This window comes from Hydrogenophaga sp. ZJX-1 (assembly GCF_048590325.1).
Lineage (GTDB): Bacteria > Pseudomonadota > Gammaproteobacteria > Burkholderiales > Burkholderiaceae_C > Hydrogenophaga.
The window spans coordinates 374289-390000 of record NZ_JBMBRA010000006.1; the positions used below are offsets into that span (position 1 = coordinate 374289).

At 62.9% G+C, this 15712-nt stretch carries 15 protein-coding genes and 2 rRNA genes (1 of these 17 running past the window's edge); 9 read left to right on the top strand and 8 right to left on the bottom strand.

All coding sequences use genetic code 11. The annotated features are described in order from the left end of the window. Positions 1-95: 95 nt before the first annotated feature. The 6 genes from ACN5W5_RS18685 (at position 96) to hemP (ending at position 4464) form a co-directional block, all read left to right on the top strand. Entirely contained in the window at positions 96-788 is a 693-nt protein-coding gene (locus tag ACN5W5_RS18685; protein WP_420049959.1) for a Fe2+-dependent dioxygenase, read from the top strand. Between the two features lie 163 nt (positions 789-951). Further along, positions 952-2061: an alpha-hydroxy acid oxidase gene (locus tag ACN5W5_RS18690; protein WP_420049960.1), complete on the top strand. Its 1110-nt coding sequence runs from the start codon at positions 952-954 to the stop codon at positions 2059-2061. Between the two features lie 305 nt (positions 2062-2366). Beyond that, positions 2367-3014, top strand: a complete 648-nt coding sequence (locus ACN5W5_RS18695) for an energy transducer TonB (RefSeq protein ID WP_420049961.1) — start codon at positions 2367-2369, stop codon at positions 3012-3014. Between the two features lie 51 nt (positions 3015-3065). Then, on the top strand, positions 3066-3800 hold the full coding sequence (locus ACN5W5_RS18700) for a MotA/TolQ/ExbB proton channel family protein (protein WP_420049962.1): 735 nt from the start codon (positions 3066-3068) through the stop codon (positions 3798-3800). Positions 3801-3818: 18 nt separating this feature from the next. Beyond that, the gene (locus ACN5W5_RS18705; protein WP_420049963.1) at positions 3819-4232 is read left to right on the top strand and encodes an ExbD/TolR family protein; all 414 of its coding nucleotides are present in this window, start codon (positions 3819-3821) and stop codon (positions 4230-4232) included. Between the two features lie 28 nt (positions 4233-4260). Then, positions 4261-4464, top strand: a complete 204-nt coding sequence (hemP, locus tag ACN5W5_RS18710; protein WP_420049964.1) for a hemin uptake protein HemP — start codon at positions 4261-4263, stop codon at positions 4462-4464. A gap of 108 nt (positions 4465-4572) precedes the next feature. Here hemP and ACN5W5_RS18715 read toward each other — a convergent pair whose 3' ends face one another. Next, positions 4573-4980, bottom strand: coding sequence for a GlcG/HbpS family heme-binding protein (locus ACN5W5_RS18715; RefSeq protein ID WP_177139724.1), 408 nt, complete (start codon positions 4978-4980; stop codon positions 4573-4575). 246 nt (positions 4981-5226) lie between these two features. On the opposite strand from ACN5W5_RS18715, the gene ACN5W5_RS18720 reads away from it, so the two are divergent. Beyond that, complete coding sequence (locus ACN5W5_RS18720; protein ID WP_420049965.1) at positions 5227-5925, top strand: Bax inhibitor-1/YccA family protein; 699 nt, start codon at positions 5227-5229, stop codon at positions 5923-5925. Positions 5926-6075: 150 nt separating this feature from the next. Further along, positions 6076-6438: a hypothetical protein gene (locus tag ACN5W5_RS18725; RefSeq protein WP_420049966.1), complete on the top strand. Its 363-nt coding sequence runs from the start codon at positions 6076-6078 to the stop codon at positions 6436-6438. Between the two features lie 9 nt (positions 6439-6447). Here ACN5W5_RS18725 and rlmD read toward each other — a convergent pair whose 3' ends face one another. From rlmD to surE, 5 genes are all read right to left on the bottom strand, one after another. Further along, the gene (gene rlmD, locus ACN5W5_RS18730; RefSeq protein WP_420049967.1) at positions 6448-7914 is read right to left on the bottom strand and encodes a 23S rRNA (uracil(1939)-C(5))-methyltransferase RlmD; all 1467 of its coding nucleotides are present in this window, start codon (positions 7912-7914) and stop codon (positions 6448-6450) included. A gap of 37 nt (positions 7915-7951) precedes the next feature. After that, on the bottom strand, positions 7952-8737 hold the full coding sequence (locus ACN5W5_RS18735) for a 3'-5' exonuclease (RefSeq protein WP_420049968.1): 786 nt from the start codon (positions 8735-8737) through the stop codon (positions 7952-7954). Between the two features lie 132 nt (positions 8738-8869). Continuing rightward, positions 8870-9781: a peptidoglycan DD-metalloendopeptidase family protein gene (locus ACN5W5_RS18740; protein ID WP_420049969.1), complete on the bottom strand. Its 912-nt coding sequence runs from the start codon at positions 9779-9781 to the stop codon at positions 8870-8872. An 82-nt stretch (positions 9782-9863) separates the two neighbouring features. Next, positions 9864-10697, bottom strand: coding sequence for a protein-L-isoaspartate(D-aspartate) O-methyltransferase (locus tag ACN5W5_RS18745; RefSeq protein ID WP_420049970.1), 834 nt, complete (start codon positions 10695-10697; stop codon positions 9864-9866). Next, positions 10694-11524, bottom strand: a complete 831-nt coding sequence (gene surE / locus ACN5W5_RS18750; RefSeq protein ID WP_420049971.1) for a 5'/3'-nucleotidase SurE — start codon at positions 11522-11524, stop codon at positions 10694-10696. The genes ACN5W5_RS18745 and surE overlap by 4 nt, the downstream gene beginning before the upstream one ends. A 159-nt stretch (positions 11525-11683) precedes the next feature. Between surE and ACN5W5_RS18755 the strand changes: the two genes are divergently transcribed. Beyond that, positions 11684-12670: an NADPH:quinone oxidoreductase family protein gene (locus ACN5W5_RS18755; protein ID WP_420049972.1), complete on the top strand. Its 987-nt coding sequence runs from the start codon at positions 11684-11686 to the stop codon at positions 12668-12670. Between the two features lie 202 nt (positions 12671-12872). On the opposite strand, the gene rrf is transcribed toward ACN5W5_RS18755, so the two are convergent. Both rrf and ACN5W5_RS18765 read right to left on the bottom strand, forming a co-directional pair. Next, positions 12873-12985: ribosomal RNA gene (gene rrf / locus ACN5W5_RS18760) — 5S ribosomal RNA — on the bottom strand. A gap of 159 nt (positions 12986-13144) precedes the next feature. After that, positions 13145-15712 (bottom strand): 23S ribosomal RNA (locus tag ACN5W5_RS18765); it runs 311 nt beyond the window's last position.

A 15712-nucleotide genomic window follows, 5' to 3' on the forward strand; every position in this document is an offset into this window, starting at 1 on the left:
ACCGCGTCGACTGACGGCACGCTGGCCGTCCTCGCGGTCACGCGGGGACGGCCTTTTCCATTTATGAGAACCCATCAACAAAACGGAACACCCCGATGCTGCTCAGCCTGCCCGACATCCTGTCATCCAACGACCTGCGCCTGGCGCGCCAGATGCTCGCCGATGCGCCATGGACCGACGGCCGGGACAGCGCCGGCCCGCAGGCGCGCACCGTCAAGAACAACCAGCAACTGCCGCACGACAGCGAAGCCGCACAAACCATCCGGACGATGGTGTTGAATGGCCTCAACCGTTCGCAGCTGTTCTTCAGCGCCGCGTTGCCACTGCGCATCTTCACACCCCGCGTCAACCGCTACGGCGGCGAAGCCAACACCTACGGCAACCACATCGACAACGCGATCCGGCTCAAGGTCAACGAAGCCGGACAGACCGAATACGTGCGCACCGACGTCTCCTGCACCGTGTTCCTGAACGACCCCGACGAATACGACGGCGGCGAGCTCACCGTGAGCGACACCTACGGCACCCGCGGCGTGAAGCTGCCCGCCGGCCACGCCGTGCTTTACCCCGGCACCAGCCTGCACCAGGTGACGCCGGTCACGCGCGGACACCGGCTCGCCTGTTTCCTCTGGGTGCAGAGCATGTTGCGCAGCGATGAACAGCGCCGCCTGCTCTACGAACTCGACATGAACATCCTGGCCCTGCGCCAGCAACACGGCGAAACGCCCGAAGCCACGGCCCTGACCGGCACGTACCACAACCTGCTGCGCATGTGGTCGGAAACATGAGCCCCCGCACTCCACCGCTACGCGGGTCGCTGCCCCCCGAGGGGGCTGGCCCAGCTTGGGGCGGCCCGGCGCTGGGTCGGAGCCCCCACACTCCACCGCTGCGCGGGTCGCTGCCCCCCGAGGGGGTTGGCCCAGCTTGGGACAGTCCGGCGCTGGGGCTGTCATGAATGACCGGCTGCCTGAGGGCCTGGTCAACCTGGCCGACCACGAAGCCTTTGCCAGCGGTGTGCTTGATGCGAACGCGCAGGCCTATTTCAACGGCGGCGCCGCCGACGAGATCACCCTGCGCGAAAACGTCCTGGCCTGGCAGCGCATACCGCTGTGGCCACGGGTGTTGCGACCCCTGGCCGGCGGGCACACGCGGGTGAAACTGCTCGGCCGCACCCTGGTCCATCCGATCCTGATCGCCCCCATGGCCTACCAGCGCCTGGCGCACCCGCACGGTGAACTGGCCACGGCGCTGGCAGCGGCCGTGCTGGGCGCGGGCCTGGTGCTCAGCACCCAGGCCAGCACGCCGCTGGAAGACGTGGCCCAGGTGGTGCTGGGCGAAGCCGATCGCGGCCCGCTGTGGTTCCAGCTCTACCTGCAAGCCGACCGGGGTTTCACCCGGGCGCTCGTGCAGCGCGCCGAAGCGGCGGGCTATGAAGCCCTGGTGCTCACGGTCGATGCGCCGGTGAACGGAGCGCGGGACCGCGAACGCCGCACCGGCTTCACGCTGCCGCCGGGCATCTCTGCCGTCAACCTGCAAGGCCTGCAGGCGCCTGCGCCCGCAGCGTTGCGGTCTGGCCAAAGCCCTCTTTTCGACGACCTGCTGACCCACGCCCCCAGCTGGGACGATGTGGTCTGGTTGCGCGAGCAGACCCGTCTGCCCGTCCTGCTCAAAGGCATCACCCACCCGGCCGATGCGCAGCAGGCGCTGGCCTGCGGCGCGGCCGGCCTGATCGTGTCCAACCACGGCGGCCGCACGCTGGACACCTTGCCCGCCACCGCCACCCTGTTGCCGGCCATTGCACGGGCGGTCGGCGGCGCGCTGCCGCTGCTGGTGGACGGCGGCATCCGGCGCGGCACCGACGTGCTCAAGGCCATCGCGCTGGGCGCCACCGCGGTGCTGGTGGGCCGGCCGGTCATCCACGGGCTGGCGAACGCGGGCGCCACCGGCGTGGCGCACGTCATCCGCCTGCTGCGTGACGAACTGGAAATCGCCATGGCGCTGAGCGGTTGCCGGACGCTCGATGAGGCGAGCGCGGCGTTGTGGTCCCGCCCGTCTGAATGAACCCGGGACGTCCATGCATTTCGATACTTTTTTGATATTTATCGCGAATGCGAGTTATTCGCATTTATAATTAACTCAGTCTTCAACCGCAGACCGAAAGGGGCTCACCATGACCAGCAGTGTTTTCATTCTGGGCGGCAGCCTGATCCTGATTCTGGCCGCCGCGTGGTGGGTGCTACACCCCTGAATCCGCGAAGCGCCCATTCCAACCGAACGTCGCCTCCACCTACACTATGTCTTCCGCCAGCGCGAGCCTCGCGCTACCCCTTTCAGGAGCCCCACAGGCTCCCAATCCGACACCCCGCATGGACCGCCGCCTGTTCATCGTGATCGCCGTGGTCGGCTTTCATGTACTGGGCCTGTGGGCCCTGCAAACCGGCCTGCTGCGCCGGGCGGTGGAGCTCGTGGTGCCCGTGCAGGTGATGGCCGAATTCATCGAACTGCCCCAACCCCAGGTGACGCCCACCCCGCCGCCACCGCAGCCCCGACCAACAGCGGTCCCGAAAAAGGTCACCCCGCCAGCGCCCAAACCGGCTCCGCAACCGGTGGCCATGGTCGATCCGACCCCGTCCCCCACGGCCGCGACGGGCACCACCGAACCCCAGCCACCCGCGCCGCCTCCACAGACACCCATGGTGGTTGCCGAGCCCGCGCCACCAGCGCCACCCAAGGTCGAACTGCCCTCCAGCAGCGCCGACTACCTCAACAACGCACCACCGCCCTACCCGCCGCTGTCCAAGCGGCTGGGAGAACAAGGCAAGGTGATCGTGCGCGCTTTCATCGAAGTCAATGGCACGGCGAGCAAGGCCGAAATCAGGACTTCCAGCGGCTACGAGCGTCTCGACCAGACCGCCTTGCAGACGGTGTTGAAGTGGCGCTACATCCCCGGCAAACGCGCCGGTGTGCCTGAAGCGATGTGGTTCAACATCCCCATCAACTTCGTCCTCGAATAACGCGCCACGCACACCCGTACCGAAACCGATCTCACTGGAGCTTTCTCACCCATGGAACCGCAAAACGTCTCATCCGGCCTGGCCCACGTCTGGATCCAGGGCGACGCCGTCACCCGCACCGTCGCCCTCGTCCTGCTGGCCATGTCGCTCGCCACCTGGATCATCATCCTGTGGAAATACCTCGACCAGCGCGCCCAGCGCCAGCAGGCCAGGGCCTGCGAAGGGTTCTGGCACAGCGCCGACTTTGCCGAAGGCCTGGACAAGCTCGGCGCGCAGGACGGCAACCCCTTCCGCGCGCTGGCCAACGAAGGCCGCGAAGCGGCGCGCCACGTCCTGCACAAAGACGGCCGGCCCGGCCCGCAACTGCACGACTCACTGGACGTGAGCGACTGGGTGGAACGCTGCCTGCGTCGCAGCCTGGACGACGCCACCGCGCGCGCGCAGAGCGGCCTCACCGTGCTTGCCTCCATCGCATCCACCGCGCCCTTCGTGGGCCTCTTCGGTACCGTCTGGGGCATCTACCACGCACTGCTCGGCATCGGCGCGGCCGGCCAGGTCAGCATCGACCAGGTCGCCGGCCCGATCGGCGAGGCGCTGATCATGACCGCCATGGGCCTGCTGGTCGCGATTCCCGCCGTGCTGGGCTACAACGTCCTGGTGCGAGGCAACAAGGGCATCAACCACCAGCTCAACCGCTTTGCCCACGACCTGCACGCCTACTTCGTCACCGGCGCCCGTGTGACGGCCGGTGGCGACGGCAAGGTCCTGCCCATGAAAAAAGCCTGACCGCCTGAGGACAACACCATGGCCATCGGAACCCAGGACGACAGCGACGAGATGCTCGCCGAGATCAACATGATCCCGTTCATCGACGTCATGCTGGTGCTGCTCATCATCTTCATCATCACCGTGCCGGTGATCAAACACGCGGTCAACATCGACCTGCCGCGCGCCAGCAATGAGAAGGTGCTCGACAAGCCGGAAAACATCCGCCTCTCGGTGGACGCCGACGGCGCCTATTTCTGGAACGAGACCCCGGTGCAGGATGCCGACTTCGAGCAGCGACTCGCCAGTGCCGCAGCCCAGGAGCCGCAGCCCGAACTGCACATCCGCGGCGACAAGGCGGTGCGTTACGAGCGCGTGGCCCTGGCCATGGCCGCGGCCCAGCGCGCGGGTGTGCGCAAGATCGGCTTCATCACCGAGCCGGTGGCGCCGTGAGACCCGGTCATCCGGCCCAGGAGAACGCATGTTGAGCAAACCACCGTCGAACGACCCCGTGCCCATGACGGACCGGCCTCAGGCCATGGAGACGCTGCCTGAAACGGCGGCGCTCGTTCTGCTCACCAGCCACGATGTGCTGCGTGGCCAGAAATCGGTGGCCATCACCCACAACGGCGCGCTCTACCGCTTGCAGACCACCCGCCAGGGCAAACTCATCCTGACCAAATAAGGATCAACTCAACTTCATCGTGGGGCGACCCGGGGAAATGCCATCTCCCCGAGCGTCGTTTTTTGGCCAGCCAAGGGATTCCGGTCCCGGTAGCCAGTCATTTTTTCCTCACAACCCGATGGCTGCAATGCCCGCACGCGCGATCTGCGCGTCTTCGCTCGACTTCACACCGCTCACGCCGACCGCGCCAATGCACTGACCGTCTTTCATGATCGGCACGCCACCCTCGAGCATGCCGGCCACGGCGGGCGCACTCAGGAACGACACCCGCCCCTGGTTGATCACATCTTCGTAGACCTTGCTTTCGCGGCGCCCCAGCGCCGCGGTGTGGGCCTTGGCGGGTGCGATGTGCGAGGAAATGGCCGGAGCACCATCCAGGCGCTGCAGCCAGAGCAGGTGGCCGCCATCGTCCACGATGGCGAACGTGACCGCCCAGCTGTTTTGCAGGGCCTCGGCCTCGGCCGCCGCGGCGATGAGTTTGACGTCGGCGAGTTCGAGAACGGCTTTGTTTTTCATGAACTTATTCCTTCTATGGGGTATCTGACTGGGGTTCGCGAGCCGGCTTCACCGCCGAGGCTCTGGACCCGGGACGATACCGCACTACAGGCCCAGCGCAGGTCACAACTGCCCTGACCGGAATGCGGTTTATGCCGGGTCACACGGCGGACAAGGCCGCGCCCTACAATGCGGCTTCACCAGCGATCGGTCCCCGGACCGGATGCTGTCAGACCACTGCGTCAGATGATGAAGGAGCTCACCACCATGACCGACCAAGTACAACCCACCAGCGGCCGCTTCGGCGCCGCCGTATCCACTTCCGCGCAACGCAACAAGGTGATGCGCAACACCTACTGGCTGCTCGCGCTGTCCATGCTGCCCACGGTGCTCGGCGCCTGGATCGGCGTCGCCACCGGCATCACCGCCAGCCTGACGGGAGGCCTGGGCCTGATCGTATTCCTGGGTGGCGCCTTTGGCTTCATGTTCGCCATCGAGAAGACCAAGAATTCCGCAGCCGGCGTGCCGGTGCTGCTGGCCTTCACCTTCTTCATGGGCCTGATGCTCTCGCGCCTGCTGGCCGGGGTGCTGGGCTTCAGCAACGGAGCCAGTCTGATCATGACCGCTTTCGGCGGCACCGCTGGCGTGTTCTTCATCATGGCCAACATTTCGACCGTGATCAAGCGCGACCTCTCGGGCATGGGCAAGTGGCTTTTCGTCGGCGCCCTGGCCATCATGATCGGCGCGATCATCAACGTGTTTGTCGGCAGCACCGCCGGCATGGCCGCCATCGCCACCCTGGCCATCATCGTGTTCAGCCTGTACCTGCTGTACGACCTCAAGCGCATTGTGGACGGCGGTGAGACCAACTACATCAGCGCCACGCTGGGCCTGTACCTGAGCCTGTTCAACATCTTCCAGAGCCTGCTGGCCCTGCTGGGCATCTTCGGCGGCGAACGCGACTGATCGCCCTCACGGCCCCTCAGAGAAAAGGACCTGCGGGTCCTTTTTCTTTGCCGGTTCGCAAGTCGTCTGCCGGTCGCCGGAACATGAAAACCATTCAAGTTGGCACGCCAGAAGCCGAAAGAAAGGACACATCCGCACGCACCCAGCACCATGCGACACAACGCCCTCACCTTCTGCCTGATTGCCGCAGCCAGCCTGCTGGCCGGCTGTGATGCCCTGGGCATCGAGACCGCCCCTCAGGTAGCCGCCAAGAAGGAAGCCGAAGGCATGGCCATCGGCAGCGCCTGCCGACACGCCATCCGCAGCATCGAGGATTGTTTCAACGGCAACCCCAAGGCTGGCAAGGCGGCCGTTTTCGCCGGCTGGAAAGACATGGACCAGTACATGCGCGAAAATCAGATCGTCGGCATGCCATCAGAACCCGAGGCCGCCGAATCCAGCCCGGGCAAGGCCGACGAAGCCGAAGCGACCAGCGATCCGAACGCCAACGCCGTCCGGTCGCACAAGTCCTGACCAAAGCGGTCAGGCCGCGCCGGCCACGCGCTCGGCGTCCAGCTCGAACACCGCCATGCTCTCCACGTGCGCCGTGTGCGGGAACATGTTCACCACACCCGCCGCCACACAGCGGTAGCCCGCCTGGTGCACCAGCAGGCCCGCATCGCGCGCCAGCGTGGCCGGGTTGCAGCTCACGTAGACGATGCGCTTGGGCGGTGTCCAGCCACCACGCAGCTCGGGCTGCAGGTGCAGGTCGGCGAGCGTCTTGGCCAGCGCGAACGCGCCCTCGCGTGGCGGGTCCACCAGCCACTTGTCCGCCCGCCCATCGCCCACCAGTTGCGAGGGCGTCATCTCGAACAGGTTGCGCGCCACAAACGAAGTGGGCGCCAGCGGCACCACTCGACCGGTCTGATTGCCTGCCAGGTTCTCGCGCGAGCGCGCCACCAGTGTGTCGCTGCCTTCAATGCCCAGCACTTCACCCGCCTGCGTGGCGATCGGCAAGGTGAAGTTGCCCAGGCCGCAGAACCAGTCGATCACGCGTTCGGTCTTCTGCGCGTCCAGCAGGCGCAGGGCGCGCGAGACCAGCACGCGGTTGATGTGCGGATTGACCTGGGTGAAATCGGTGGGTTTGAATGGCATGTTGATGCCGAAATCGGGCAATGCATACGACAACAAGGGGCCGCCCTCGTCGAGCAGCTTCACCGTGTCCGGCCCTTTGGATTGCAGCCACCACTGCACACCGTGCTGGGCAGCAAAGGCACGCAGACGGGTGAGGTCATCGTCCGACAGCGGCTCCAGATGGCGCAGCACCAGGGCCGTCACGTCGTCGCCACAGGCCAGTTCGATCTGCGGGCAGGTTTCGCGTGCGTCCATGCCGAAGATCAACCCACGCAGCGGCATCAACATCGCGCTCACATGCGGCGGCAGCACATGGCAGACCTGCATGTCGGCCACGTAGCGGCTCTTGCGCTCGTGAAAACCGATCAGCACCTCGCCCTTCTTGTGCACGAAACGCACCGACAGGCGCGCGCGGTAGCGGTAACCCCAGGCCGGCCCTTCGATGGGACGCAACATGGTCTGCGCCCTGACCTTGCCCAGGTGCCAGAGGTTGTCCTCCAGCACACGTTGCTTGATGGCCACCTGCGCGTTCTCGTGCAGGTGCTGCATCTTGCAGCCACCGCAGGCACCCGCGTGCAGGCCGAAATGCGGACAGCCCGGGCGCACGCGCTGCGAGGATTCGCGGTGGATGGCGGTGACGACGCCCGCTTCCCAGTTGTTTTTCTTGCGGTGCACGCTGGTGCTGACCACTTCAAAGGGCAAGGCGCCTTCGATGAAGACGACTTTGCCGTCCGGACGGCGAGCGATGCCCTGGGCATCGATGTCGAGGGATTCCACCGCCAGCCAGCCTTCCGGCAATGTGGCTTCAGAAGCGGCGGGCGCGTCGTCGCGCGCGGTGGTGAGCAGGCTGTTTTCGTGGGCAAGAGGTGCGGTCATCCCCCGATTGTCTCAGGACGCGAGACGGGATCCCGCGTCAAGCCCAGGCTTTGAGGTACTCGTCCCAGTGACTCTCGGTGGGCGCCAGGTTGCCCAGCGTTTCCTTGACGTAGGTGATTTCCTGCTCGTACTCGGTTTCGGTCAGGCCGCCGCGCATTTTCTGGAAACGGCAATACACCAGATAGGTGTTCATCACGTCGGTTTCGCAGTAACGGCGGATGTCATCGGTCTGACCGGCCAGGTACTGCGCGTACACCTGCGAGCCATCCATGCCGAGCTTGCCGGGGAAGCCGCAGAGCTTGGCCATGGCATCGAGCGGCGCATTGTTCTTCGGGCTGTACATCGCCAGCAGGTCCATCAGGTCCAGGTGGCGCATGTGGTAGCGGCTGATGTAGTTGTTCCACTTGTACTCGCGGTCGTCTTCGCCCATGTCCCAGTACTTGCTGGCCTCAACGCCGTGGCGCAGGCCACGGTAGTGCAGCACGGGCAGGTCGAAACCACTGCCGTTCCAGCTCACCAGCTGCGGCTGGTGTTTCTCGATGCTGTTGAAGAAGGTCTGCACCACCTTGCCTTCGCTCGCGCCATCGCGGTCCACGAACGAATGGATGCGCAAGCCCTCGGCGTTGCGAAACACCACGCTGATGACCAGGATGCGCTGCAGGTGCAAAGGCATGAAATCGCTTTGCCCTTTTTCCTTGCGTTCCGCCAGCCAGGCTGCGTACACCTGCTCGTCGCTGGTCTCGGTGGGTTCCCCACGCAAGGCCCTGAGGCCCTCGATGTCGGGGATCGACTCGATGTCAAAAACCAGAACAGGCCAAGCCATAGGGTTCTCACAGAAGCGTTAAGAGGCGCCACCGGAGCACGGGTTTGCATCCCGCACACACCGAGGCTCCGGCTTCGCAGGTCCAAAGGTGTGGTCCCCCGGGGGGGGAAGCCGCGAAGCGGCGCAGGAAGGTTACCTCTTCGGCAGATGACCCAGCGGATCGACCGGTTTGCCCAGGCGACGCACCTCGAAGTGCAGCTTCACGCGATCGGCATCGCTGCTGCCCATCTCGGCAATCTTCTGCCCCTGGCGAACCGCCTGGTCTTCGCGCACCAGCAAGGCCTGGTTGTGCGCGTACGCCGTGAGGTAGGTGTTGTTGTGCTTGAGGATGATCAGGTTGCCATAGCCACGCAGGCCGGCACCGGCGTAGACGACCCGGCCATCGGCCGCCGCCACGATCGGATCACCCACACGCCCGGAAATCGCCACGCCTTTGTTCTTGGCCTCGTCAAACGGTGCGATCACCGGCCCCTGGGCTGGCCAGACAAACTGCAGCTCCTCGGCCGATGCCACCGGAGGCTCTGCCGGTGCGGGAGCTGCCGGTCCGGGCGGGAGCGTGGTGGCCGGTGCCGGGCTGTTGCCGGCGGTCAGGGGCCGCGCCACCACGCCGGGTGCCGCAACGGGCGCCGCGGTCACTGTGGTGGGGGTTGTTCCTGACGCTCCCGCTGTGCCGGTGGTCGCGGGAGGCGCCACGCGCAAGACCTGGCCGACTTCGATCAGGTTCGGATTGGCCAGGTTGTTCCAGGCCTGCACATCGCGCCAGGCCTGTCCGCTCTCCAGCGCAATGCGGTACAGGGTGTCGCCCGGGCGCACGGTGAAATAACCGGGCTTGCCCGCGTTCTCGGCACCCGGCAAGGGTTTGACCTCCGTGGCTTTGGCGCCCGAACGGTCTTCCACCGGCGCAGGCTGCGAGACACGCCGGGTCGAACAACCCGCGGCCACCAGCAGGCTGGTGACCGCAGCCACCAGCAGCACGCTGCGCCAAGCCGCTCGACGCGCGGGCACGCCTTTCGGTGCCAACGGGTCGAATTCCACTCTGTTCATCTTGACTCCCACCTGGTTGCAGCCCTGGCGATGTTCCGAGGACTGCCTGAAAAAATCCCGAGCCCCCACCAGAAGGTGGACCTCATGCGACCCCTGATTTTAGAGGCACGAACAGCACCGGCTCCAGCACCGTTTTCCTCACACCCGTGGCGGTTTTGTCGATGACCACCAGATGCTGCTGGCCCACGCCGGTCACGGCAGGTGCCACCAGGCGTCCACCCACCGCCAACTGGTCTATCCAGGCCTGCGGAATCGCCTCGCCACCGGCAGCTGCGATGATGGCCGCATAAGGAGCGCCTTGCGCAAAACCCAGCATTCCGTCGCCAAACAGCAGGTGCAGATTGGCCAGCCGCAGACCCCGCACATTTTCGCGTGCTTTTTCGTGCAGACCGCGCAGGCGCTCCATGGTGTAGACCTCCCGCGACACCTGGCTCAAGACCGCGGCCTGGTAACCACATCCGGTCCCGATTTCAAGCACCCGACCGAGCTTTTCGGTGCGCCCCTCGCACAGCAGTTCGATCATCCGGGCCACCACATTGGGTTTGGATATGGTTTGACCCAAACCTATGGGGAGACTCGTGTCTTCATACGCCTGGTTGACGAGAGCCGTATCGACAAAACGGTGTCGCTCCACCGCGCCCATCGCCGCCAGCACCGCGGGATGGCTCACCCCCTGCGCCTGCAGCTTGCGGACCATAGCCGCACGCAACGCACGTGAGTCCATATCCACAAGCTTCGCGGTCGGCGCTGATCGCGGGGCGGCCGTGGGCTTGGCATGTGCTGGCGCCGCGGAGTTGTTTTTGCGCGCTGGCGCACCCTGCGCAGGGGCGGCCAGTTGAACAGGGAAACCCGGCCGCGGTCGGGCCGGTGTCTTCGTGGCTGGCGCCCGAGGGCCAGGCGTGGGTGGCTTTTTCATGCCGCAGAACTGCCTGTGTCGTGCCGACCGGTAGTGCCAGCGGGGGTGGCGGCCGCTGGTGCTCCCGAAAGCCGCGCCGCGGTCGGCGCCCAGTACGGCAGGCGTTCGTGGTCCGTGAGGTCCACCTGCAGCGGCGTAATGGTGGCGTAGCCCAGCGCCGTGGCGTGGAAGTCGGTGCCTTCGGCATCGTCCTTCGCCGCCCCGGCGCCACCGATCCAGTACATGGTGTCGCCGCGCGGATTGGTCTGGGCGATCACCTGCTCAGCCGCATGGCGCCGCCCCAGCCGTGCCACTTTGAATCCTGGTATTTCGCTGGCCGGCCGGTTGGGGATGTTCACATTGAGCAACCAGGGCGCATGGTGCTGCGGAGATCCGTCCAGAGACGGCAGCAGTTGCGCCACCAGTTCGGCAGCCTTCTGCGCGGCCACATCCAGATGCGCCCAGCCCTTCTGCGTCTGGGAAAACGCGATCGCCGGGATACCGAACAGGTAACCCTCCATCGCTGCGCCCACGGTGCCCGAATAGATGGTGTCGTCGCCCATGTTGGCGCCGTTGTTGATGCCGGAAACCACCAAGTCGGGGCGGTAGCCCAGCAACCCGGTGAGCGCGATGTGTACGCAGTCAGCCGGCGTGCCGTTGACATAGCGAAAACCGTTGTGCGCCGTGTGCACGTACAGCGGCGAATGCAGCGACAGCGCATTCGATTTGGCGCTGTTGTTGTGCTCGGGCGCCACCACCTCCACCTCGGCCAGATCCTTGAGCGCTTCATACAGCGCCACGATGCCGGGCGCCTGGTAACCGTCGTCGTTGGAGATGAGGATTTTCATGCTGTCGATTCTAGGTGGATTGCCCCACTGGACCGGGTTCACGCCACCGACAGCCCAACCCCGGTCGCCCCAGCGACAGAAAGCGGACATACCCGCTGTGCCCGACCCGGCGCGCTGCCTATCATCAGCCGCTTCCCCCCTGTCCTACGAGGAGACAACATGCAAGCCTGGCTGTGCGAAAACCCTGTCGGCGTCGAAGCCCTGACCTGGAAAGAGCTGCCCACCCCCGAGCCAAAGGCGGGCGAAGTACTGATCGAAATCCAGGCCGCGAGCCTGAACTTCCCCGATCTGCTGATCGTGCAGAACAAGTACCAGATGAAACCCGCCCTGCCCTTCGTACCGGGCTCCGAATACGCGGGCGTGGTGCGCGCGGTGGGCGAAGGCGTGAAGCACCTGCAGGTGGGCCAGAGTGTGGCCTGCCTCAGTGGCACCGGGGGCTTTGGCACACACACCCTGGCGCCCGCCGCGCTGTGCATGCCCCTGCCGCCGGGTTTCCCGCCGGTGGACGCGGCCGCCTTCATCATGATCTACGCCACCTCGTGGCACGCGCTGATGGACCGCGCTGCGCTCAAGGCGGGCGAGACCGTGTTGGTGCTGGGCGCGGCCGGTGGCGTGGGCACAGCGGCGATCCAGATCGCCAAGGCCGCCGGTGCGCGCGTGATCGCCGCCGCATCCACCGACGACAAATGCGAACTGTGCCGCCAACTGGGCGCAGACGCCACCATCAACTACAGCGTGCACACGCCCCAGGCTGGCCTGCGCGACGAAATCAAACGCCTGACCGACGGCAAGGGCCCCGACGTGATCTACGACCCGGTGGGCGGTGATTTCGCTGAACCCGCGTTCCGCTCCATCGCCTGGCGCGGGCGCTACCTGGTGGTGGGCTTTGCCAGCGGCCCCATCCCCAGCCTGCCGCTGAACCTGACCCTGCTCAAGGGCGCCAGCATCGTCGGCGTGTTCTGGGGCGACTTTGCTCGCCGCGAGCCGCAAGCCAACGCGCAGATGATGCAGATCCTTGCCGGCATGTACGCCAAGGGCCAGGTCAAACCGATCATCGACCAGACCCTCCCCATGAGCGAACTGCCCAAGGCCTACGCCATCATGGGTTCGCGCTCGGTCAAGGGCAAACTGGTGCTGGTGAACTGAACGCTCCAACAAGGAAAAGGCCCGCTGATCTCGCAATCAGCGGGCTTTTTTTATATGGAGGGATGGCGGATCGGAGGAAGGCCAGCAGAAAGTGCATTTTTGCAGGCGACGGATTTGATCGAGCCGCAAAACAACTGAGATAACCCCAGAAAAGCCGAAACCCCCAAGTACGGGAAGTACGAGGGGGTTAGGGGGAGTAAGAGCCTGACGATGACCTACTTTCACACGGGAATCCGCACTATCATCGGCGCAAAGTCGTTTCACTGTCCTGTTCGGGATGGGAAGGAGTGGTACCAACTTGCTATGGTCGTCAGGCATAACGGGTTGTCCTTGCTGTGCTGTTGCACAACAGGGACGAATTCATAGAGTTTCGAATCAGCTGATTTTGATTGCTGCCAACGATGTGGAACAACGTGAGTTGTCCACGGGGCATAACAATAACATTTGCACTTGGACGATTATCGTCAAAGTTATAGGGTCAAGCCTCACGAGCAATTAGTATCAGTTAGCTTAACGCATTACTGCGCTTCCACACCTGACCTATCAACGTCCTGGTCTTGAACGACTCTTTAGGGGGCTCAAGGCCCCGGCAGATCTCATCTTGGAACGAGTTTCCCGCTTAGATGCTTTCAGCGGTTATCTCTTCCGCACTTAGCTACCCGGCAATGCCACTGGCGTGACAACCGGTACACCAGAGGTGCGTCCACTCCGGTCCTCTCGTACTAGGAGCAGGCTTCCTCAAATCTGCAGCGCCCACGGAAGATAGGGACCAAACTGTCTCACGACGTTTTAAACCCAGCTCACGTACCTCTTTAAATGGCGAACAGCCATACCCTTGGGACCGGCTACAGCCCCAGGATGAGATGAGCCGACATCGAGGTGCCAAACACCGCCGTCGATATGAACTCTTGGGCGGTATCAGCCTGTTATCCCCAGAGTACCTTTTATCCGTTGAGCGATGGCCCTTCCATACAGAACCACCGGATCACTATGTCCTGCTTTCGCATCTGCTCGACTTGTCAGTCTCGCAGTTAAGCACGCTTATGCCATTGCACTATTAGCACGATGTCCGACCGTACCTAGCGTACCTTCGAACTCCTCCGTTACACTTTGGGAGGAGACCGCCCCAGTCAAACTGCCTACCATGCACTGTCCCCGATCCCGATAAGGGACCTAGGTTAGAACCTCAAACACACCAGGGTGGTATTTCAACGTTGGCTCCACAAGATCTAGCGACCCTGCTTCAAAGCCTCCCACCTATCCTACACAGATCTGTTCAAAATTCAATACAAAGCTACAGTAAAGGTTCATGGGGTCTTTCCGTCTTTCCGCGGGGAGATTGCATCATCACAAACATTTCAACTTCGCTGAGTCTCTGGAGGAGACAGTGTGGCCATCGTTACGCCATTCGTGCAGGTCGGAACTTACCCGACAAGGAATTTCGCTACCTTAGGACCGTTATAGTTACGGCCGCCGTTTACTGGGACTTCGATCAAGAGCTTGCACCCCATCAATTAATCTTCCAGCACCGGGCAGGCGTCACACCCTATACGTCCACTTTCGTGTTTGCAGAGTGCTGTGTTTTTAATAAACAGTCGCAGCCACCAATTTTTTGCAACCCGTTCGTGCTCAGATGTTCTCATCACACTACAAGGGCACACCTTCTTCCGAAGTTACGGTGTCAATTTGCCGAGTTCCTTCTCCAGAGTTCTCTCAAGCGCCTTAGAATACTCATCTCGCGCACCAGTGTCGGTTTGCGGTACGGTCAATTACAAGCTGAAGCTTAGTGGCTTTTCCTGGGACCTCGTTCAGTTACTTCGCGAGCAAGCTCGCTCGATCAACAGCCTCGGTATATGACACGCGGATTTGCCTACGTGTCGCCTACATCTGTCTAAACCGGCACATCCAACCGCCGGATAACCTATTAAGATCCGTCCCCACATCGCACTTGTAATCGGTACAGGAATATTGACCTGTTTCCCATCAGTTACGCATCTCTGCCTCACCTTAGGGGCCGACTCACCCTACGCCGATGAACGTTGCGTAGGAAACCTTGCGCTTACGGCGAGGGGGCTTTTCACCCCCTTTAACGCTACTCATGTCAGCATTCGCACTTCTGATACCTCCAGCATCCTTTACAAGACACCTTCACAGGCTTACAGAACGCTCTCCTACCACTTGCAATAAATTGCAAATCCGCAGCTTCGGTAACTGGCTTAGCCCCGTTACATCTTCCGCGCAGGACGACTCGATCAGTGAGCTATTACGCTTTCTTTAAATGATGGCTGCTTCTAAGCCAACATCCTGACTGTTTTAGCCTTCCCACTTCGTTTCCCACTTAGCCAATTTTAGGGACCTTAGCTGGCGGTCTGGGTTGTTTCCCTCTTGAGTCCGGACGTTAGCACCCGGTGCTCTGTCTCCCAAGCTGTACTCGTCGGTATTCGGAGTTTGCCTTGGTTTGGTAAGTCGCCATGACCCCCTAGCCAAAACAGTGCTCTACCCCCGACGGTAATACTTGAGGCACTACCTAAATAGTTTTCGGAGAGAACCAGCTATTTCCAAGTTTGTTTAGCCTTTCACCCCTATCCACAGCTCATCCGCTAATTTTGCAACATTAGTCGGTTCGGACCTCCAGTACCTGTTACGGCACCTTCATCCTGGCCATGGATAGATCACTTGGTTTCGGGTCTACACCCAGCGACTGAATCGCCCTATTCGGACTCGGTTTCCCTACGCCTTCCCTACTCGGTTAAGCTTGCCACTGAATGTAAGTCGCTGACCCATTATACAAAAGGTACGCAGTCACCCCTTTCGAGGCTCCTACTTTTTGTAAGCATGCGGTTTCAGGATCTATTTCACTCCCCTCCCGGGGTTCTTTTCGCCTTTCCCTCACGGTACTTGTTCACTATCGGTCGATGATGAGTATTTAGCCTTGGAGGATGGTCCCCCCATATTCAGACAGGATTTCTCGTGTCCCGCCCTACTTTTCGTTAGCTCAGTACCACACAGGTCTTTTCACGTACGGGGCTATCACCCACTATG